The organism is Bradyrhizobium rifense (assembly GCF_008123425.1).
Taxonomy (GTDB): domain Bacteria; phylum Pseudomonadota; class Alphaproteobacteria; order Rhizobiales; family Xanthobacteraceae; genus Bradyrhizobium; species Bradyrhizobium rifense.
The window spans coordinates 74223-93567 of the sequence record NZ_VSSS01000028.1; the positions used below are offsets into that span (position 1 = coordinate 74223).

Sequence of the window (19345 nt, forward strand, 5' to 3'; positions counted from 1 at the left end):
GCGTCAGTCCTTCTCTTCCTCGACGGCGGGTGCTGCGAGCGACCGCAGCAGCAGCACGGGGATCAGGAGCATGAACACGATCACCTCCTTGTAGTTGGAGGCATAGAAGGACGAGAACGCCTCGACGATGCCGACGAAGAGGGCTGCGACCGCCGTGAGCGGATAGCTGACAAGGCCGCCGATGATCGCGGCGACAAAGCCCTTCAGGCCGATCAGGAAGCCCGAGTCATAGTAGAGCGTCGTGATCGGCACGATCATGATGCCCGACAGCGCGCCGATGACGGAGGCCAGCAGGAAGGCGATCTGGCCCGACAGCGTGGTGCGGATGCCGGCGAGCCGAGCCCCTAACCGGTTGACGGCGGTGGCGCGCAGCGCCTTGCCGTAGAGCGTCAGCCCGAAGAACAGCCACAGACCGACGATGAAGGCGATGGTGATGCCGTAGACCGTGAGGCTCTGGCCGGTGAAGCGCAGCGAGCCCGCGGTGAAGGCGCCGGACAGCACCGCCGGACCGCGCTGGCCCTCGGCACCGAAGAACAGCAGGCCCAGTCCCTGGAGCGCCAGATGGACGCCGACCGAGGCGATCAGCAGCACCAGCACCGAGGTGTGCGCCAGCGGCTGGAACGCAATGCGGTAAAGAAACAGGCCGATCATCGCGACGATCAGCAGCGACAGCGCGATGCAGACCGCGACCGGCGGCTTCTGGCCGGCGAAATAGAGCGTCACGGCCAGCACGATGGCCGGCAGCACGATGTTGGTGAGGACGCTGCGGACGATCAACCGGCCATGCAGCGCCTTGCGCGCCACGAACAGGTCGAAAGCGAAGGCGACGATGCCCATGGCCAGCGCAAGCTTGGCCGTGCCCGGCATCTGGCCCGAGGCCAGCGAGGCATAGGTCAGCGCGCCATAGGTGACGAATTCGCCCTGGGGGATCAGGATGACGCGGGTGACGGCGAACACCAGCACCAGCGCCAGGCCGAGCAGCGCGTAGATCGCGCCATTGGTAATGCCGTCCTGCAGCAGGAACAGCATGATGGTGGTGTTCAAGACCGGACGCTCCCCCTCAACGATCCGGACCGGTCTCCGCGGTTGCGGTGGATGGTCCGTTCACAGCCATTGAAATACGCTGACGATATTTGATATGGTCCATAACAATTATCAAATATAATCTCAAGGGCAGCAAACGACCCGACCCGAATTTAGCGGGATTGCGAGCATGAGGCGATGACCGTTTCTAAAACCGCTGAAAAGTCCTCCGAAAAGCCGTCCGACGCGACCAAGGGCCGCAAGGATGCCACCGAGGGCCTGCCCGAGGCCCTCCAGCTCGGCGAGCTCTCCGAACAGCTCGGCTATGTGCTGAAGCGGGCACAGCTCAAGGTGTTCGAGAACTTCTTGCGCTGCATGGCCTCGCTCCAGCTGACGCCGGCGCAGTTCTCGGTGTTGCTGCTGGTGGAGAAGAACCCGGGCCGGAACCAGACCGAGATCGCCTCCACCCTCGGCATCCTCCGGCCGAATTTCGTCGCCCTGCTCGACAATCTCGAGAGCCGCGACCTCTGCGCCCGGATCCGCTCCACCAACGACCGCCGCTCGCACATCCTGGTTTTGACCGACAAGGGCAAGGCGGTACTGACGCGCGCCAAGAAGCTCGTCGCCACCAAGCACGAGTCACGGTTGAACGAGCTGCTGGGGCAGGCCAACCGCGAAGCCCTGCTCGAGATGCTGTCGAAGATCGCGAACGAGTTTTGAGGGGAGCGCTCCCGTAGGAGATCAGGCGGCGGCGAACCGGTCGCGCAGCGCGGGTGCCTCGAGGGAGAGGAAGCGGCGCTCGATTTCGGCCGCGGGCAAAGGACGGCTGAACAGATAGCCCTGCATTTCCGTGCACCCCTCCGCCGCGATCCGCTCGAGTTGCTCGCGCGTTTCGACGCCCTCGGCTGTCGCCGTCATTCCCATCCCGTTCGCGAGTGCAGCAATCGCCCGCACGATGTTGAGCGACCCGGCATCGGTCGCGACGTCGCGCACGAAGGAACGGTCGATCTTGATCTTGTCGAACGGGAAGCATTGCAGATAGGTCAGCGACGAATAGCCGGTGCCGAAATCGTCCAAGGCGATCCGGACGCCGAGCTCACGCAGCCGGTGCAGGATGGCGAGCGTCCCCTCCTTGTCCTGCAAGAGGACGCTCTCCGTAATCTCGATTTCGAGCCGGCTTGCTTCCAGCCCCGCGGATGCGAGGGCGCCGACAATGACCTCGGCGAGGCCGGCGTAGCGGAACTGTGCAGCAGAGATGTTGACGGCGACATGGAGGTGTTTCGGCCATTGGCTCGCGGTCCTGCACGCCTGTCGAATGACCCATTCGCCGATCGGTACGATGAGGCCGATTTCCTCCGCGAGCGGAATGAAGCTGCCCGGCGCGATCAGCCCGTGCTTCGGATGCTGCCAGCGGATCAGGGCCTCGAAGCCGCTGATCTCGCCGCTCTCTGTCTTGACCAGCGGCTGGTAGTGAAGCTCGAATTCGCCACCAGCGAGTGCCCTGCGCAGGTCGAGCTCCAATGCGCGGCGGCTTTGCACCTCTTCGTCCATCGCAGGTTCGAACAAGCGGTACGTGCCCCTGCCGTCGCTCTTGGCCCGGTAGAGCGCAAGGTCCGCATTGCGCAGCAATTGCTCCGGTGTTGTGCCGTCGGCCGGTGCAATGGCGATGCCAACGCTTGCCCCTGCGATCGTCTGCTGTTCGTCGATTTCGAACGGCGCGTCCATCTGCTCGATGATGCGCTGCGCAAGCGCGCCCGCTTCGCTCCGGTCGCCGATCGGGATTTGCAGGACGACGAATTCGTCACCGCCCATGCGGGCGATCGTGTCGCTCGGACGGACGAGGCGACGCAGGCGCTCGCTGACGCCTTTCAGAAGGGCATCGCCGGCGTGATGTCCCAACGTGTCGTTGACCGATTTGAACTTGTCGAGATCGATATGATGCACGGCGAACGTCTGGTTTGACGCGAACGCCTGCGCGAGCCGCTGGTTGAGCAAGGTGCGATTGGCAAGGTCGGTCAGCGCATCGTGATGCGCCATATGCGCGATCTTCAGCTCGGCCCGGCGTTGTTCGGTGATGTCTTCGTGGGTCGCCACCCAGCCAAGATCCGGCATCGGCCGATGGCGGACCTTGAAGGTGCGTCCGTTGCGCATCTCCATGATGCTGTCGACGGGCTCGGCCGAGACGACGACGCCGGTTCGCCACTTCATGAATTCGTCCCGCGTCATCGCGGGCACGCTGCCGGCTTCGAAGCGCATGTCGACGATTTCCGACAGCGGCATGCCGGGACGGACGCGCTCGGGCGGCAGCCCGTACATGTCGATGAAGTCCCTGTTGCACACGATCAGCCGGTGATCGGCATCGAAGAAGCACAGCCCGTGCGACATGTTGTTGATCGCGATGTCGAACTGCATGTTGCGCTGCTGCAAGCGCGCGCTGAGCTCCTCGCGTTCGGTGATGTCCTCATGGGTGGCCATGCCGCCGCCATTCGGCAGCGGGTGGGCGGTATAGGCGATGATCCGCCCGTCCGCGAATTCCTGGACGGTTCGTTCGCTAACGAACGTGCCTTCCGTCCGGGCGCGGATATAGGCATCGGCCTCGCCGCGGATCTTCAGGCCCAGTGCGAGACGATGCTGGATCAGATCACTGACCGGCGTGCCCGGCCGCACCTGCTCCGGCGAAAGGCGGTACAAGTCCATGTAGCGCTGGTTGCAGTAGACGACCTCGCGCCTCTGGTTGAAAAGGATGATGCCAAGCCAAAGGTTATTGACGGCCTGCTCGAGCAGCCCGCCAAGGACGAGCTGGTCGATCTCGCCGACCTGCCTGTCACGATCGTCCATGAGTCCTTGCCCTCCCTCAAGCGCGGCAGCATTAGAGCAGAATCCGGTGAATCGTCGCCATGATCTGCCTCATGCGCAGGCAGCTTCCCGAAATTGCAACGAATTTCACGTTAAGAAAGCTGGCGCTATGCGGGCCGGACCCCGCTTCCGTACACTTTGCGTTAAGCATACGGGGGCGAGGGCCTCGGGTTCGACAGGCGGGGCGCGTTTCGCACTCTAGTCCCGACGCACTGCGGGGTGGTGGCGGGCTCAGTCGACCAGGATCACCCTGATGTCGTTCACATTGGTCAGCGTCGGTCCCGGCTGCAGCAGATCGCCCGTCGCCTCGAAGAACGTGGTCGCGTCGTTGTTGTCCAGATACGCCTGCGGCTGAAGCCCCTGCGCTTTCATCTTGGCAAAGGTCGCCGCGTCGATCAGCGCGCCGGCGGGATCGGTGGGGTGGCCGGCGCCGCCGTCGGCGCCGTCGGTGTCGCCGGCGAGTGCCGAGATGTCCGGCGTGTCCTTCAACAACGAGGCCAGCGCCAGCGCGTATTCCTGGTTGGGGCCGCCACGGCCATTGCCGCGCACGGTCACCGTGAGCTCGCCGCCGGAGAGGATCGCGACGCGCTTGCCTTGCGCGCGGGCCTGCAGCGCCAGCCTGGCGTGATCGGCCGCGACCTCGCGGGCCTCGCCTTCGAGATCGGCGCCGAGATCGATGGTCTCGTAGCCGGCGTCCTTTGCGAGCTTCACCGCGGCGTCGAGCGACTGCTTCGGGCGCGCGATCAATTCGAAATGCGCACGCGCAAAGGCAGCGTCGCCCGACTTGGCGCTTTCGTTGGCGGGATCGTCGAGCGCGTGGCGCACGGCATCGTCGATGGCGAGCTTGTATTTCGCGACGATCGCGCGCGCATCCGAAAGCGTAGTCGGATCGGGTACGGTCGGGCCCGACGCGATCGCGGACGGATCGTCGTGCGGCACGTCGGAGATCGCGAGCGTCACGATCTCGGCGGCGTTCTGGCCGGCGCGCGCCAGTCGTCCGCCCTTGATGCGCGAGAGATGTTTTCGCACGACGTTCATCTCGCCGATCGGCGCGCCCGAGCGCAGCAGCGCTTTGTTGACCGCCTGCTTCTGTGCGAAGCTGATGCCGTCGACGGGCGCGATCCAGTTCGCCGAGCCGCCGCCGGTGAGCAGCACCAGCAGCAGATCGTCAGGCTCGGCCGCGCCCGCGAGCGCGAGCGTGTCGGCGGCGCCCTTGAGGCCAGCCTCGTCCGGCACGGGATGGCCGGCCTCGACGACGCGGATGCGGCGCGTCGGCACGCCATAGCCATGGCGCGTGGTGGCGATGCCGACAAGCTGCTCCGGCGCGAGCTTGAGCGTGTCGAGATAATGCCGCTCCGCAGCCGCGGCCATCGCGGCGGCGCCCTTGCCGGCGGCGAGGCAGATCACGCGCCCCTTGGGTACGGGCCGCAGATGCGGCGCCAGGATCGTGTTCGGATGGGCGGCGGCAACGGCGGCGTCGTAGAGCGCGCGGAGCAGGGGGCGTCGGTCGGTCATGACGATGGCCTTCGGCAAACTCGTGAGCAGACTAAAGCTGTGGCGAGAACGTCGCCATGCCCCTGCCTACCGCATCAGGCACGAAAGGGTAAGCAGGCTTTACCATCATTCGATTGTGCAATCGCGTGATCATAATCGGGGCGCAAGCAAAACCCCCTGCGATCATCTCGCAGGGGGCTTGTTATCGTCGGAGGTCGAGGCGGCTAGCCGCCGACGTCGGCGCTGATCACGTCGCCGAACAACTCAAACTTCTCGCCCTTGAACTTCTCAAGCTGAAGTTGGCTGATCGGCGCGAAATCGGTCGGCGAGGTGTTGATCTTCACGCCCGGCAGCAGCGCCTCGGTGCGGAAGTCCTTCAGGTTCGCCGCCTGCTTCATGATGTTCTCGCGCGTGAGATCATCACCGCACTGCTTCAGGACCTGGACCAGCGTCTGCGCCACGGCATAGCCGACGATGGTGCCCTTATCGAGCTTGTCGCCGTCGGGGAAGTATTTGCCCATGAACGCCAGGAATTCTTTCATGCCGGCATCATTGGCCCATGCGGGATCCGACACGTCCTTCAGATAATCCGCAGAGATGACATCCTGACCGTTTTCGAAGCCGGCCGGCTTCATCACGCTGCCGACGGAGGCCGAGACGTTGTTGAGGAAGTGCAGCGGCTTCCAGCCGACCTCCGCCACTTTCTTGATCGCCTGGGCTGCGAATTTCGGCGTCGTGATGTTCATGAAAACGTCGGCGCCGGTCGATTTCAGCTTCACGATATGGTTGTCGATGGTCGGTTCGGAGGTCTCGTAGCTCTCTTCCGCAACGATCATCGAGGACGCCTTGGCGCCGAGACCGTCCTTCAGGCCCTTGACGTAGTCCTTGCCGTAGTCGTCGTTTTGATAGAGCACGGCGATCTTGGCGTCAGGCTTGTTCTTCAGCAGCCACTTCGCATAGATCTGTGTCTCGCTCTGGTAGTTGGGCTGCCAGCCCATGGTCCAAGGGAAGTTCTGCGGATCGTTCCACTTGGTGGCGCCGGTCGCGACGAACAGCTGCGGCACCTTCTTCGAGTTCATGTATTTGTGGATTGCCGAGTTCGGCGGCGTGCCGAGCGAATTGAAGATGAACAGCACTTCGTCGCTCTCGACCAGCTTGCGCGCCTGCTCGACCGTCTTCGGCGGCGAGTAGGCGTCGTCATAGCTGATGTAGTTGATCTTGCGGCCGTTGATGCCGCCTTCCTCGTTGATCTTCTTGAAATAGGCGGCTTCGGTCCGCCCGATGATGCCGTAGGCGGAGGCCGGACCGCTGTAGGGCATGATGTTGCCGATCTTGATCTCGGTGTCGGTCGCGCCGGTATCGTATTTCTTCTGGGCCGATGCGGTGGAGGTCGCGGCTGCAATGAGCGCGAACGCCAGTGACGCGGCCGCAAGCTTGCCGGTGACAGCGGGCATTCCAATCTCCCTATTTTCTTGGTGTGTGTGCGCTCCTTTTCTTGGCTTGATTGTTTTTGGGTGACGCGGCTGCAATTCAATACGATTTGGCTGATGGCTTCAACAGAAAGCCCCTGCGATGGCGTCGCAGGGGCTGCTCCTTTAGTAGTCAGGGCCGCCGCAATTCGTCATGTGCGGCTGCGAGACGGCGGCACTGCCTGGAATTGCTTTTTTGTTCTCGGCTATTTTAAGTTGACAATCTCAGTGACCGAGGTCACTCGAGATGATTTCGCCGAACAATTCCCAGGTCTTGCCCTTGAACCGCATCATCTGGAGCTGTTCGATCGGCGCGAAATTGTCGGGCGCGGTGTTGATCTTGATGCCGGGCAGCAGCGTGTCCGGCGCGAAGTCCTTCAGGGACGCCGCCTGCTTCATGATGTTGTCGCGGGTGAGGTTGTCGCCGCACATCTGCAGCACCTTCACCATGGTCTGGGCTGCGGCATAGCCGAACACCACGCCGGCATCGAGCTTGTTGGCCTTCGGATCGAACTGCGCGATGAAGTTATAGAACCTCTTCATGCCCTCATCGGCGTTCCATTGCGGGTCGGAGCCGTCCTTGGTGTAGCTCGCCGACAAAATGCCTTGCGAGATCTCGAAGCCCGCGGGCTCGATCACGCCGCCGACGGAGGCCGAGACGTTGGAGATGATGTGCATCGGGTGCCAGTTGATCTCGGCCGCCTTCTTGATCGCCTGCGCCGCGAATTTCGGCGTGGTGATGCTGATGAAGACGTCAGCGCCGGCGGCCTTCAGCTTCACGACGTGCTCGTCGATTGCGGGCTCCGAGGTGTCGTAAGGCTCCTCCATCACGATCATCGAGGCCTTGTCGCCGAGCCCGTCCTTCAGCCCCCTCAGATAGTCCTTGCCGAAATCGTCGTTCTGGTAGAGCACGCCGATCTTGCCATCCGGCTTTTCCTTCAAAATGTACTTGGCGTAGATCTTGGCTTCGCTGGCGTAGCTCGGCTGCCAGCCCATCGTCCACGGGAAGTTCTTCGGATCGTTCCACTTCGAGGCGCCGCTCGCCACGAACAATTGCGGCACCTTCTTCTCGTTCATGTATTTGCGGATGGCGCCGTTGGTGGAGGTGCCGAGCGAGCCGAAGATCAAGAGCACATTGTCGCTCTCGACCAGCTTGCGCGCGTGTTCCACCGTCTTCGGCGGCGAATAAGCATCGTCATACGAGATGAACTTGATCTTGCGGCCGTTGACGCCGCCCTCGGCATTGACCTTGTTGAAATAGGCTTCCTCGGCCTTGCCGATCACGGCGTAGGCCGAGGCCGGGCCGCTATAGGGCATGATGTTGCCGATCCTGATTTCAGTGTCGGAAGCGCCGTTGTCGTAGGACTTCTGTGCCAGCGCGGGATTGCTCATCGCAGTGCACAACGCGAATGCGGCCGAAAGCACCGCAACCTGAAATCGAACGACAGCCATTTTTCTCCTGCCTCAACTGGATCGGCGCCGCATTGAACAAGATTGATGCACGACGTCAACAAAAAGCCCCCGCGATTGCGCGCGGGGGCTTTTCAACCTTGGACTAAAGCGTCAGCGCGTCACTCGGGGGCGACGTCGCCGTTCAGGATGTCGCCGAACTGTTCCCACTTCTCGCCCTTGAACCGCTGCATCTGCAGCTGGCTGATCGGGGCGAAGTCGTTCGGTCCGGTGTTGATCTTGACGCCGGGCAGCAGGGTGTCCGGCGTGAAATCCTTCAGGCTCGCCGCCTGCTTCATCAGATTGGCGCGGGTGAGATCGTCGCCGCACTGCTCCAGCGCCTTGGCCAGTGTCTGCGCGGCGCCGTAGCCGTAGACGACGCTGGAATCGGTCTTGTCGGCGCCCGGCATGTACTTGTCGAGGAACTCCACCCACTTCTTCATGGCGGCATCGTCAGCCCAGCGCGGATCCGCGCCGTCCTTGGCATAGGCCGCCGACAGCACGCCTTGGGAAGCCTCGAAGCCTGCCGGCTTCATCACGCTGCCGACCGAGGCCGACACGTTGGTGATGATCTGGAGCGGCTTCCAGCCGAGCTCGGCGGTCTTCTTGATGGTCTGGGCGCCGAACTTCGGCGTCGTGTAGATCAGCAGCACGTCGGGATTGGCGGCCTTGATCTTGACGATGTGGCCGTCGATCGACGGCTCGGAGACCTCATAGCTCTCTTCCAGGATGATTGCGGACGACGCCTTGGCGCCAAAACCGTCCTTGGTGCCCTTGAGGTAGTCTTTGCCGAAATCGTCGTTCTGATAAAGGATCGCGACCTTGGCGTCGGGCTTCTCCTTGAGCAGCCATTTCGCGTAGATCTGCGCTTCGCTCTGGTAGGAGGGCTGCCATCCCATGGTCCAGGGGAAATTCTTCGGATCGTTCCACTTGGTGGCGCCGGTGGCGACGAACAGCTGCGGGATCTTCTTGGCGTTGAGATATTTCTGGATCGCGCTGTTCGAGGGCGTGCCGAGCGGGTTGAACACGGCGAGCACCTCGTCGCTTTCAACGAGCTTGCGGACCTGCTCGACGGCCTTGGGCGGCGAATAGCCATCGTCATAGGTGACGTAGACGATCTTACGGCCGTTGATGCCGCCCTTGTCGTTGATCATCTTGAAATAGGCTTCTTCGGTCTTGCCGATGACGCCATAGGCCGACGCCGGACCGCTGTACGGCATGATGTTGCCGATCTTGATCTCGGTATCGGAGGCGCCGGTATCGTATTTCTTCTGGGCGAGTGCTGCGCCGGAGGTGAGGGTCGCGACCGCCGTTACGAGTGCGGTGGTTCGCAGTGTTCTTCCGAAAAACAAATTTGGTCTCCTTCTTTAATTGAACGGTTTCAGTTTTTTCTGAGCTTACCGGCGAGTTGCTGGCCCAGGATCGCGACTTGCCTTGCGCCATGCGGCACCAGGTAGATGACGAGAAACAGCAGCACGCCGAACACCGCGCCGGAGAGGCCCTTGGAGATGCCCTCCGCGATGTTCGGCACGAAGATGATGAAGGCGGCACCCACGATCGAGCCGGGCAGCCAGCCGACGCCGCCGACGACCATGCCGAGGAACAGCTGGATCGCGAGCGTGATGGTGAAGCTGTCGGGCGCGACGAACTGCACCGCGATGGCGCTCAGGCCGCCGGCGACGCCGGTGATGGCCGCGGAGACGCCGAAGGCCAGCGTCTTGTACAGCGCGACGTTGACACCCATGGCGGAGGCCGCGATCTCGTTGTCGCGGATCGCCATGAAGGCGCGGCCCGAGCGCGAGCGCAGCAGGTTGACCGAGAAGATATAGATCGCGAGCACGACCACGAGCGTGAAGTAATACAGCCACATGTCCTGCGACATCGGCAGGCCGAACGGCGCGTCGGGCTTGGTGACGACGAGGCCCTGCACGCCGCCGGTCCACTTCTCGAGGAAGTTCAGCTTGAGCAGCTGCGGCATCGCGGTGGCGAGCGCGAAGGTCGCAAGCGCAAGGTACACGCCGGAGAGCCGCAGCGCCGGCTGGCCGAACAGGAAGCCCGCGCCGAAGCAGACCACGGCCGCGACCGGCAGGCAGAGGAAGTACGGGATGTTGAACTGCTCCATCATGACAGCAGTGACGTAGGCGCCGATGCCGTAGAACGCGCTCTGGCCGAGCGAGAACTGGCCACTTCCGCCGGTCAGGATGTTCAGCGCCAGCACGGCGAGGCCCAGATACAACAGCTGGGTCAGCTGGAAGATCACGAAGTTCTTGGCGAACAGCGGAATGGCGATGAGAAGCAACAGCACCACCACCGAGGTGCCCGTGCCCAGCGTCATCGCCCGCTTCGGAACCGCCTCGACGGCCGGGGCTTCCGTGACGACGTCTTCTACAGCGCTCATGATCAAACTCGCTTGACGATGTGCCGGCCGAACAGACCAGCGGGTTTGACGACCAGGACGGAGATGATCAGCGCGAGCGCGATCGGGAGTTTCAGCTCGTTGCCGACGCCAGGGATGTAGGTGCCGGCAAGGTTCTCGAAGATGCCGACCAGGAAGCCGCCGACCACGGCGCCGAACGGGCTGGTCAGTCCGCCGAGCACGGCTGCGGCGAAGCCGTAGATCAGCACGCCGCCCATCATGTTGGGCTCGAGGAACACGACCGGGGCAATCAGCATGCCGGCGATGGCGCCGATGGCGGACGCCATGCCCCAGCCCAGCGCGATCATCCAGGAGGTGTTGATGCCGACCAGGCGTGCCGATTCAGGCACCGATGCGGCCGCCCGCATGGCAAGCCCGATCCGCGTGTACTGGAAGAAGAAATAGAGCCCGATCAGCAGCAGCACGGTGACGCCGATCATGCCGGCCTGGTGGGTCGAGATCAGCTGGCTGCCGAGGAACGGCGAGGAGCCGAACGGCGTCGGATATTGCTTGATGGTAAAGTCCCAGATCAGCCCGGCCGAGGAGTTGATGATGGCGTAGAGCGCGATGAAGCCGGCGACGTTGGTCAGCACCGGCGCCTTGGCCAGCGGCTTGAACAGGATGCGCTCGATCGCGATGCCGCCGACGAAGGAGAGCGCCAGCGCGATGATGAACGCGCCCCAATAGGGCACACCCCACTGCATCAACTGCCAGGAGATGAAGGTCGAGAACATCGCCATCTCGCCCTGCGCGAAGTTGAGATGGTCGATCGCCTGGTAGATCATGACCACGGCGAGCGCCATGCAGGCGTAGATGGCGCCCGTGGCAATCCCGGCCAGGACCTGGTTGGTAAACAGTTCCATCGTGCCGGCTCCTCAGTAACCCAGATAGGATTTGCGGATTTCTTCGTTGTTCGCGATGTCCTTGGCATTGCCCGACATCACGATACGGCCGGTCTCGATCACATAGGCCTGGTCGGCGAGCTCGAGCGCGAGCTGGGCGTTCTGCTCGACCACCAGGATCGACACCTTGTCCTCGCGATTGATCTTGCCGAGGATGCCGAACAGGTCGCGCACGACCAGCGGTGCGAGGCCAAAGGACGGCTCGTCGAGCAGCATCAGCCGCGGCCGCAGCATCAGTGCGCGGGCGACCGCGAGCATCTGCTGCTCGCCGCCGGAGAGCGTGCCGGCCTGCTGGGTGTGCCGCTGCTTCAGCACTGGGAAATGCGCATACATGCGCTCGATATCGGAGACGATGCCGGCATTGTCCTTGCGGGTGATGGCACCGAGCTGGAGGTTCTCTTCCACCGTCATGGTGGTGAAGGTGCCGCGGCCCTGCGGCACATGGGCGATGCCGAAGCGCACGATGCTTTCGGTCGATTTGTTGTTCAGCGGTTTGCCGTCGAACTCGATGCCGCCGGTGGAGCGCACCATGTTGCAGATCGCGCGCAGCGTCGTGGTCTTGCCGGCGCCGTTGGCGCCCAAGAGCGTCGTCAGCGACCCCTCGCTGAGCGAGAAGGACAGGCCATGGAGCGCCTGGACCTGGCCGTAATAGGCGCGCAGGTCCTTGACGTTGAGCAGCGTCGTCATTGGTCCTTGCTCCCGAGATAGGCCGTGATGACGTCGGGGTTCACCTGCACCTGGGCGGGCGTGCCTTCCGCAAGCTTCTTGCCGAAATTCAGCGCGACGACGTGGTCGGCGATCGACATCACGAGGCCCATGTGATGCTCGACCAGCAGCACGGTCATGCCGCGCTCGTCGCGGATGCGGCGGATGAGGTCGCCGAGCACGTAGACCTCTTCGTGATTGAGGCCGCCGGCGGGCTCGTCGAGCAGCAGGATCTTCGGGTCGGCCGCCAGCGCCCGCGCCAATTCGACGCGCTTCTGCGTGCCGAAGGGCAGGCCGGAGACGACGGTGTGGGCGACGTCCTCGAGGTCGAGATAGGCGAGGATCTCGTGCACCTTCTTGTTGACGGTGCTCTCGCTGCGGCGAATCCAGGCGAGCCGCAGCGAGTCGCTGATGATGTCAGAGGAGGTGCGGGCATGCGTGCCGACGCGGACATTGTCCATCACCGACAAATTCGGAAACAGCGCCACGTTCTGGAAGGTGCGGCCGATGCCGATCTCGGCGATCCTGTGCGGCGGGCGCGTCAGAATACTCGCGCCTTCCATCAGGATGTCGCCGGACGACGGCTGGTACAGGCGGGAGAGGCAGTTGAAGAGCGTGGTCTTGCCGGCGCCGTTGGGGCCGATCAATCCGAGGATCTGGCCCTTGTGCATGTCGAAGGACACACCATTGAGCGCGACGATGCCGCCGAACACGACGCTGACGTCGCGAACGGCGAGCAGGGGCGATGTCCCCTGCGCGAGCTGTGCCTGCGTCATGTCGTCTCGCCCACGGACGTCAGTGGGCAATGGTGCGATGCGAACCGCTCCCGATGATGACTAAGGCTATCTGAATCCCTCGGCCACACGCGCAACTTTTCCTCCTGATTTCAGCTTTTTGCTGACTTCTTTTTTGGATTGCGGCATCAGACCCCCAAGTGCCGCTTCGATGTTCCTTACCATCGCCAGCAGTCGCGGTCCAATGTCGTTGATCAAACGCTCTTCCGTGAAGCGGAATGCGGGTGCACCGCAATTGAATGCGTAGGGACCGGTTCCGTCATTGAGCTTGAGCGCGACGCCGGCGGCGCCGATGTCGTCGTGCCAGTCGCCGACGGACAGCGCGAAACCATATTTCGCGACCGTCTCGCCCGAACGTTCCAGCCCGTCGCGCATCTTGGGCCAGCGACTGCCGTAATGTTCGCGCAGGATGCGCGTCACTTCGGCGCGATCCTCGTCGCCGAGCGCCCAGAAATACGCGCGGCCCATCGCGCTGGTTGCAATCGGCACGCGGGAGCCGACGTCGAGTTGAACGCCGACCGTCTCGCTGCCACGGCTTTGCCCGAAATAGATCATGCTGTGGCGGTCGCGGCCGCCGATTGCGACGGCGCCGCCGGTCGCGCGCATCATTTCCTCGCGAAACGGCTCGGACAAATGCCGAACGCCGAGATTGGCCAGCGCCGCGTAACCGAGCGCCATCGCGGCCGGCGCCAGCTGGTACTTCTCGAAACGGGGAACCGGTGTCAGATAGCCGAGCTTCGTCAGCGTGTAGGTCAGCCGCGAAACCGTCGGTTTTGGCAGGTTGGTGCGGGAGGCAATCTCCTGATTGCCGAGAAGTCCGTCGCTGGGTTGGAATGCTCGCAATACGTCAAGCCCGCGGGAAAGCGCGACGACGAAATTCCGATCGGTCGCGGTCTTCTTTCCTGTACGCTTCATCCCTGATCTGCTCTTGCGCGGAGTCGTTGACAAGCCACGTGCTTCAAAATAACCCTGCCGTCAAGATGCGGAATTAAATTCCGCACCGCGAAATCGAACAAAAGTAAATCCCCACCAAGGAGGGAAACCGTGAGCGAAGTGGTCAAGCTTGAGCGTCATGACGAAGTCGGGATCGTCACGGTCAATAGCCCTCCGGTCAATGCGCTGAGTGCCGCAGTCCGCGGTGGTATCCTGGAGTGCATCAAGGCCGCCATCGCCGATCCCGCGATCAAGGGCATCGTTCTGACCTGCGCCGGCCGCACCTTCATTGCCGGTGCCGACATCACCGAATTCGGCAAGCCGCCGAAGTCGCCGGGCCTCAATGAGGTGCTCGCCGAGATCGAGAACTCGCCGAAGCCGGTCGTGGCCGCGATCCACGGCACCGCGCTCGGCGGCGGCCTCGAGGTCACGCTGGCCTGTCATTTCCGCGTGGCTGTCAAAGAGGCAAAGCTCGGCCTGCCCGAGGTGAAGCTCGGCCTTTTGCCCGGCGCCGGTGGCACCCAGCGGCTGCCGCGCGCGGTCGGGCCGGAGCTCGCCGTCAAGATGATCGTCGGCGGTGATCCGATTTCCGCTGCCGAAGCGCTCAAGAGCGGCTTGATCGAGGAGATCGTGGAAGGTCCGGCCTCCGGCGGCGAAGCCTTCGTCCGCAAATTGCTCGCCGAGAAGCGTCCGCTGCGCCGTCTGCGCGACGACGATTCCAAGATCGCGGCGGCCAAGGCCGATCGTTCGATCTTCACCAATGCGGTCGCCGCCATGACCAAGAAGTCGCGCGGCCTGGAAGCGCCGTTCGCGGCGGCCGATGCCGTCGGTGCGGCGATCGACCTGCCGTTCGACGAAGGTCTGAAGAAGGAGCGCGAGGGCTTCCTCAAGCTCGTCGCCAGCGACCAGTCCAAGGCGCAGCGCTACGCCTTCTTCGCCGAACGCGAGGCCGCCAAGATCGCGGGCGTCCCTGAAGGCACCAAGTCGCGCCCCGTTAACCGTGTTGCCATTCTCGGCGCCGGCACCATGGGTGGCGGCATCGCGATGTCGTTTGCCAATGCCGGTGTTCCCGTCACCCTGATCGAGACCGGCGAGGAGCAGCTCAAGCGCGGCATGGGCATCATGCAGAAGAACTGGGAGGCGACCGCCGCGCGCGGTGGCATCCCGGCGGATGCACCCGCCAAGCGCATGGCGCTGATCAACGGCGTGGTCGGTATCGAGAATGTCGGCGACGCCGATCTCGTCATCGAAGCCGTGTTCGAGACCATGGCGGTGAAGCAGGAAGTGTTCGGCAAGCTCGACCAATACGTCAAGCCGGGCGCCGTGCTGGCCTCCAACACCTCGTACCTGAACATCGACGAGATCGCGAAGGCGACCAAGCGTCCGCAGGACGTGCTCGGCATGCACTTCTTCTCGCCGGCCAACGTCATGAAGCTGTGCGAGATCGTGCGCGCCGACAAGACCGCGCCGGACGCGCTCGTGACCGCAGTCACGATTGCGCGTAAAATTGCAAAGGTGCCGGCCGTGGTCGGCGTCTGCGACGGTTTCGTCGGCAACCGCATGTTGGCCCAGCGCGGCAAGCAGTCTGAAAAGCTGTTGTTCGAAGGCGCGCTGCCGCAGCAGGTGGACGCTGTGGTGACGAAGTTCGGCATGCCGATGGGACCGTTCGCGATGGGCGATCTCGCCGGCCTCGACATCGGCTGGCGCTCGCGCAAGGACCGCGGCATCAAGTCGGATATTGCGGACGCGCTGTGCGAAGCCGGCCGCTTCGGCCAGAAGACCGGCAAGGGCTACTACAAGTATGAAGCGGGCTCCCGCTCCGCGCTGCCCGATCCCGAGGTCGAGAAGCTGATCGACGAGACGCTGCTGCGCCTCGGCCGCAAGAAGCGAATCGTCAGCGACGACGAGATCCTCGAGCGCATGATGTACCCGATGATCAACGAGGGCGCGAAGATCCTCGAAGAGGGCATCGCGGCACGTCCGTCCGACATCGATGTGGTCTGGCTCTACGGCTATGGCTGGCCGATCTATCGCGGTGGCCCGATGTTCTGGGCCGACACCGTCGGCCTCAAGCACATCGCCGACCGTCTCGCTTTCTACGCCAAGGAGACCAACGACCCGAGCCTCGAGCCCGCGCCCTTGCTGAAGAAGCTCGCGGCCGAAGGCAAGACGTTCGCCTCGCTCGCTGCGGCGTCGAAGGCTGCTTGATCGGATTGGCTGTGGCCGCGACCTCTTCTTTCTCCGAGGCACACTCTCTCCGTTCCCTCCCCCCTTGTGGGGGAGGGTCAGGGAGGGGGGTAGCCCCGGGCGCCGGCGTTTGTGGCTACCCCCTTCCCCAACCCTTCCCCACAAGGGGGAAGGGAGCCAAACCGTCCGTGCCCGCCTTACATGGAATTGCTGCCTAGGCAGCGCAGAGTAGCTATCTTAATGACCCATCCCGGCGAACAGTTTTACCCCGAGGGCGTGCATTGGGACGACACCATCGTCCAGGGCACGCTGCCTGACCTGCTCTCGACGGCCGCCGCAAGTTATGGCCCGCGGACAGCACTGGAATTTCGCGATCGTCCGATCACCTATGCCGAGCTCGCCGCCATGGCCGAGCGCGCGGCGGCTGCGTTCCTGCGCGCCGGCTGCGGCAAGAACACCTCTGTCGCGCTGTTCCTCGGCAACACGCCGGATCATCCCGTCAATTTCTTTGGCGCGCTGAAGGCCGGCGCCCGGGTCGCGCATCTCTCGCCGCTCGACGGCGAGATCGCGCTGACGCACAAGGTCTCGGACTCCGGCTCGCGCCTGCTGGTCACCTCGAACCTCCAGGCGTTGCTGCCGACCGCGCTGAAGTTCCTGGAGAAGGGGCTGATTGATCGCCTGGTCGTTTGCGAGGACGACACTTGGGGCAAGGTCGGCACGCCGCAGGCGGCGATCCCCGATGATCCCCGTATCGTCACCTTCAAGGCCTTCGTCGAAGGCGCGCCGCTGCCGGCGCAATGGCCCGCCGTTGCGGTCGATGACGTCGCTCTGCTGCAATATACCGGCGGCACCACCGGTCTGCCAAAGGGTGCCATGCTGACGCACGGCAATCTCACCTCGGCAGTGTCGATCTACGAGGTCTGGGGTCTGCCGACGCGGGGAGCGCGTGGCGCTGCCATCGAGCGCGTGATCTGCGTGCTGCCGCTGTTCCACATCTATGCGCTCACCGTCGTGCTGCTGTCCTCGCTCAGCCGCGGCAATCTGATCTCGCTGCATCAGCGTTTCGATGTCGAAGCCGTGATGCGCGACATCGAGGTCAAGCGCGCGACCTATTTTCCGGGCGTGCCGACGATGTGGATCGCGATCGCCGCGCTGCCCGATCTCGACAAGCGCGACTTCTCTTCGCTTGCCGCCATCGGCTCCGGCGGCGCGCCGCTGCCGGTCGAGGTCGCGAGCTTCTTCGAGCGCAAGGTCGGCAAGAAGCTCAAGAGCGGCTGGGGCATGACCGAGACCTGCTCGCCCGGTACCGGCCACCCGCCTGTCGGTCCCGACAAGCCGGGCTCGATCGGACTGATGCTGCCCGGCATCGAGCTCGACGTCGTCTCGCTGGACGACCCGACCAAGGTCCTGCCGCCAGGTGAAGTCGGCGAGATCCGCATCAAGGGCCCGAACGTCACCAAGGGCTATTGGAACAAGCAGAAGGACTCCGCGGAGTATTTCTCCGACGGCCGCTTCCTCACCGGCGACATCGGCTATGTCGATACCGACGGCTACTTCTTCCTGGTCGACCGCAAGAAGGACATGATCATCTCCGGCGGCTTCAACGTCTATCCGCAGATGATCGAGCAGGCGATCTACACTGTTCCCGGCGTGCACGAGGTGATCGTGCTCGGCATTCCCGACCAATATCGCGGCGAGGCCGCAAAGGCCTTCATCAAGCTGAAGCCGGATGCAAAACCGTTCTCGCTCGACGAGCTGCGCGCGCAGCTCGCCGGCAAGGTCGGCAAGCACGAATTGCCGGCGGAGGTCGAGTTCGTCGACGATCTGCCGCGCACGCCGGTCGGAAAGCTGTCGCGCCACGAATTGCGCCAGCAGCAGAAACCATCACAATCCACCCAACACGCATCAGGAGGTCGCTCTTGACCGACGCCGTCATCGTTTCCACCGCCCGTACGCCGATCGGCAAGGCCTATCGCGGCATGCTCAACGCCACCGAGGGCGCCACGCTGCTTGGCCACGCCATCGGCGAGGCCGTTGCGCGTGCAAAAGTCGATCCGAAGGAGATCGAGGACGTCGTGATGGGCGCCGCGCTCCAGCAAGGCGCGACCGGCGGCAACATCGCGCGCAAGGCGCTGCTCCGCGCCGGTCTGCCCGTCACCGTTGCCGGCACCACGATCGACCGTCAGTGCGCCTCGGGCCTGCAGGCGATCGTGCTTGCCGCACGCTCGGTGATCTTCGACGGTGTTGAGGTCGCGGTCGGTGGCGGCGGCGAGTCGATCAGCCTCGTGCAGAACGACAAGATGAACGGCTTTCACGCCCAGGACCCGGCGCTGCTCAAGATCAAGGGCGAGGTTTACATGCCCATGATCGACACCGCCGAGATCGTTGCCAAGCGCTACGGCATCTCGCGCGAGAAGCAGGACGAATATTCGCTGGAGAGCCAGCGCCGCACCGCCGCAGCGCAACAGGGCGGCAAGTTCAAGGACGAGCTCGCGCCGATCACCACACAGATGGCGATCACCGACAAGGCGACCGGCGCCGTCTCCTTCAAGGAGGTGACCTTGTCGCAGGACGAAGGTCCGCGCCCCGAGACCACCGCTGAGGGCCTTGCCGGCCTGAAGGCCGTTCGTGGCGAAGGCTTTTCTATCACCGCCGGCAATGCCAGCCAGCTCTCGGATGGCGCCAGCGCCTCCGTCATCATGAGCGACAAGGAAGCTTCGAAGCGCGGCCTCAAGCCGCTCGGCATCTTCCGCGGCTTCGTCTCGGCAGGCTGCGAGCCGGACGAGATGGGCATCGGCCCGGTCTTTGCCGTGCCGCGCCTCTTGAAGCGTCACGGCCTCAAGGTCGACGACATCGATCTCTGGGAGCTCAACGAAGCCTTCGCGGTGCAGGTGCTGTATTGCCGCGACAAGCTCGGCATCGATCCCGAGAAGATCAACGTCGACGGCGGCGCGATCGCGGTCGGCCATCCCTACGGCATGTCGGGCGCGCGCCTGACCGGCCACGCTTTGATCGAAGGCCGCCGCCGCAAGGCAAAATACGCGGTCGTCACCATGTGCGTCGGCGGCGGCATGGGCGCTGCCGGTCTGTTCGAGGTTTTGCAGTAATTCACAGGAG

At 63.7% G+C, this 19345-nt stretch carries 15 protein-coding genes; 4 read left to right on the top strand and 11 right to left on the bottom strand.

Annotated elements, in window-relative coordinates; genetic code table 11:
* Positions 1-3: 3 nt before the first annotated feature.
* Positions 4-1044, bottom strand: coding sequence for a branched-chain amino acid ABC transporter permease (locus tag FXB40_RS18260; RefSeq protein ID WP_187436958.1), 1041 nt, complete (start codon positions 1042-1044; stop codon positions 4-6).
* Positions 1045-1221: 177 nt separating this feature from the next.
* Here FXB40_RS18260 and FXB40_RS18265 point away from each other — a divergent pair, with 177 nt between their 5' ends.
* Complete coding sequence (locus FXB40_RS18265; protein ID WP_148773572.1) at positions 1222-1743, top strand: MarR family winged helix-turn-helix transcriptional regulator; 522 nt, start codon at positions 1222-1224, stop codon at positions 1741-1743.
* Between the two features lie 21 nt (positions 1744-1764).
* On the opposite strand, the gene FXB40_RS18270 is transcribed toward FXB40_RS18265, so the two are convergent.
* The 10 genes from FXB40_RS18270 to FXB40_RS18315 all read right to left on the bottom strand — a co-directional run bounded on the left by FXB40_RS18270 (position 1765) and on the right by FXB40_RS18315 (position 14023).
* Positions 1765-3861, bottom strand: a complete 2097-nt coding sequence (locus tag FXB40_RS18270; protein ID WP_148773573.1) for a putative bifunctional diguanylate cyclase/phosphodiesterase — start codon at positions 3859-3861, stop codon at positions 1765-1767.
* Between the two features lie 249 nt (positions 3862-4110).
* A complete protein-coding gene (locus tag FXB40_RS18275) occupies positions 4111-5394 on the bottom strand; it encodes a glycerate kinase type-2 family protein (RefSeq protein ID WP_148773574.1) in 1284 nt (427 codons plus the stop codon).
* A 203-nt stretch (positions 5395-5597) separates the two neighbouring features.
* Positions 5598-6827, bottom strand: coding sequence for an ABC transporter substrate-binding protein (locus FXB40_RS18280; RefSeq protein ID WP_148773575.1), 1230 nt, complete (start codon positions 6825-6827; stop codon positions 5598-5600).
* A 240-nt stretch (positions 6828-7067) separates the two neighbouring features.
* Positions 7068-8294: an ABC transporter substrate-binding protein gene (locus FXB40_RS18285; protein WP_148773576.1), complete on the bottom strand. Its 1227-nt coding sequence runs from the start codon at positions 8292-8294 to the stop codon at positions 7068-7070.
* Positions 8295-8413: 119 nt separating this feature from the next.
* Positions 8414-9643 (bottom strand): ABC transporter substrate-binding protein, encoded by a 1230-nt coding sequence (locus tag FXB40_RS18290; RefSeq protein WP_148773577.1) that lies wholly within the window; start codon positions 9641-9643, stop codon positions 8414-8416.
* Positions 9644-9672: 29 nt separating this feature from the next.
* Entirely contained in the window at positions 9673-10689 is a 1017-nt protein-coding gene (locus FXB40_RS18295; protein ID WP_148773578.1) for a branched-chain amino acid ABC transporter permease, read from the bottom strand.
* Between the two features lie 2 nt (positions 10690-10691).
* Positions 10692-11570, bottom strand: a complete 879-nt coding sequence (locus FXB40_RS18300; protein ID WP_148773579.1) for a branched-chain amino acid ABC transporter permease — start codon at positions 11568-11570, stop codon at positions 10692-10694.
* 12 nt (positions 11571-11582) lie between these two features.
* Positions 11583-12296, bottom strand: coding sequence for an ABC transporter ATP-binding protein (locus FXB40_RS18305; RefSeq protein WP_148773580.1), 714 nt, complete (start codon positions 12294-12296; stop codon positions 11583-11585).
* Entirely contained in the window at positions 12293-13090 is a 798-nt protein-coding gene (locus tag FXB40_RS18310; RefSeq protein WP_148773581.1) for an ABC transporter ATP-binding protein, read from the bottom strand. Before FXB40_RS18310 ends, FXB40_RS18305 begins: the two co-directional genes overlap by 4 nt.
* Positions 13091-13156: 66 nt before the next feature.
* Positions 13157-14023: an IclR family transcriptional regulator gene (locus FXB40_RS18315; RefSeq protein ID WP_148773582.1), complete on the bottom strand. Its 867-nt coding sequence runs from the start codon at positions 14021-14023 to the stop codon at positions 13157-13159.
* Between the two features lie 129 nt (positions 14024-14152).
* Between FXB40_RS18315 and FXB40_RS18320 the strand changes: the two genes are divergently transcribed.
* From FXB40_RS18320 to FXB40_RS18330, 3 genes are all read left to right on the top strand, one after another.
* Complete coding sequence (locus FXB40_RS18320) at positions 14153-16249, top strand: 3-hydroxyacyl-CoA dehydrogenase NAD-binding domain-containing protein (protein WP_148773583.1); 2097 nt, start codon at positions 14153-14155, stop codon at positions 16247-16249.
* A gap of 219 nt (positions 16250-16468) precedes the next feature.
* On the top strand, positions 16469-18151 hold the full coding sequence (gene pimA / locus FXB40_RS18325; RefSeq protein ID WP_148773584.1) for a dicarboxylate--CoA ligase PimA: 1683 nt from the start codon (positions 16469-16471) through the stop codon (positions 18149-18151).
* Positions 18148-19335, top strand: a complete 1188-nt coding sequence (locus FXB40_RS18330; RefSeq protein ID WP_148773585.1) for an acetyl-CoA C-acyltransferase — start codon at positions 18148-18150, stop codon at positions 19333-19335. Before pimA ends, FXB40_RS18330 begins: the two co-directional genes overlap by 4 nt.
* The last annotated feature ends 10 nt before the right edge of the window (positions 19336-19345 follow it).

Bases quoted from the DNA above. Each gene is read 5' to 3' on its own strand.
- FXB40_RS18315 (WP_148773582.1), bottom strand. From the start codon at position 14,023: ATGAAGCGTACAGGAAAGAAGACCGCGACCGATCGGAATTTCGTCGTC.
- FXB40_RS18285 (WP_148773576.1), bottom strand. From the start codon at position 8,294: ATGGCTGTCGTTCGATTTCAGGTTGCGGTGCTTTCGGCCGCATTCGCG.
- pimA (WP_148773584.1), top strand. From the start codon at position 16,469: ATGACCCATCCCGGCGAACAGTTTTACCCCGAGGGCGTGCATTGGGAC.
- FXB40_RS18275 (WP_148773574.1), bottom strand. From the start codon at position 5,394: ATGACCGACCGACGCCCCCTGCTCCGCGCGCTCTACGACGCCGCCGTT.
- FXB40_RS18270 (WP_148773573.1), bottom strand. From the start codon at position 3,861: ATGGACGATCGTGACAGGCAGGTCGGCGAGATCGACCAGCTCGTCCTT.
- FXB40_RS18280 (WP_148773575.1), bottom strand. From the start codon at position 6,827: ATGCCCGCTGTCACCGGCAAGCTTGCGGCCGCGTCACTGGCGTTCGCG.
- FXB40_RS18300 (WP_148773579.1), bottom strand. From the start codon at position 11,570: ATGGAACTGTTTACCAACCAGGTCCTGGCCGGGATTGCCACGGGCGCC.
- FXB40_RS18305 (WP_148773580.1), bottom strand. From the start codon at position 12,296: ATGACGACGCTGCTCAACGTCAAGGACCTGCGCGCCTATTACGGCCAG.
- FXB40_RS18295 (WP_148773578.1), bottom strand. From the start codon at position 10,689: ATGAGCGCTGTAGAAGACGTCGTCACGGAAGCCCCGGCCGTCGAGGCG.
- FXB40_RS18310 (WP_148773581.1), bottom strand. From the start codon at position 13,090: ATGACGCAGGCACAGCTCGCGCAGGGGACATCGCCCCTGCTCGCCGTT.
- FXB40_RS18265 (WP_148773572.1), top strand. From the start codon at position 1,222: ATGACCGTTTCTAAAACCGCTGAAAAGTCCTCCGAAAAGCCGTCCGAC.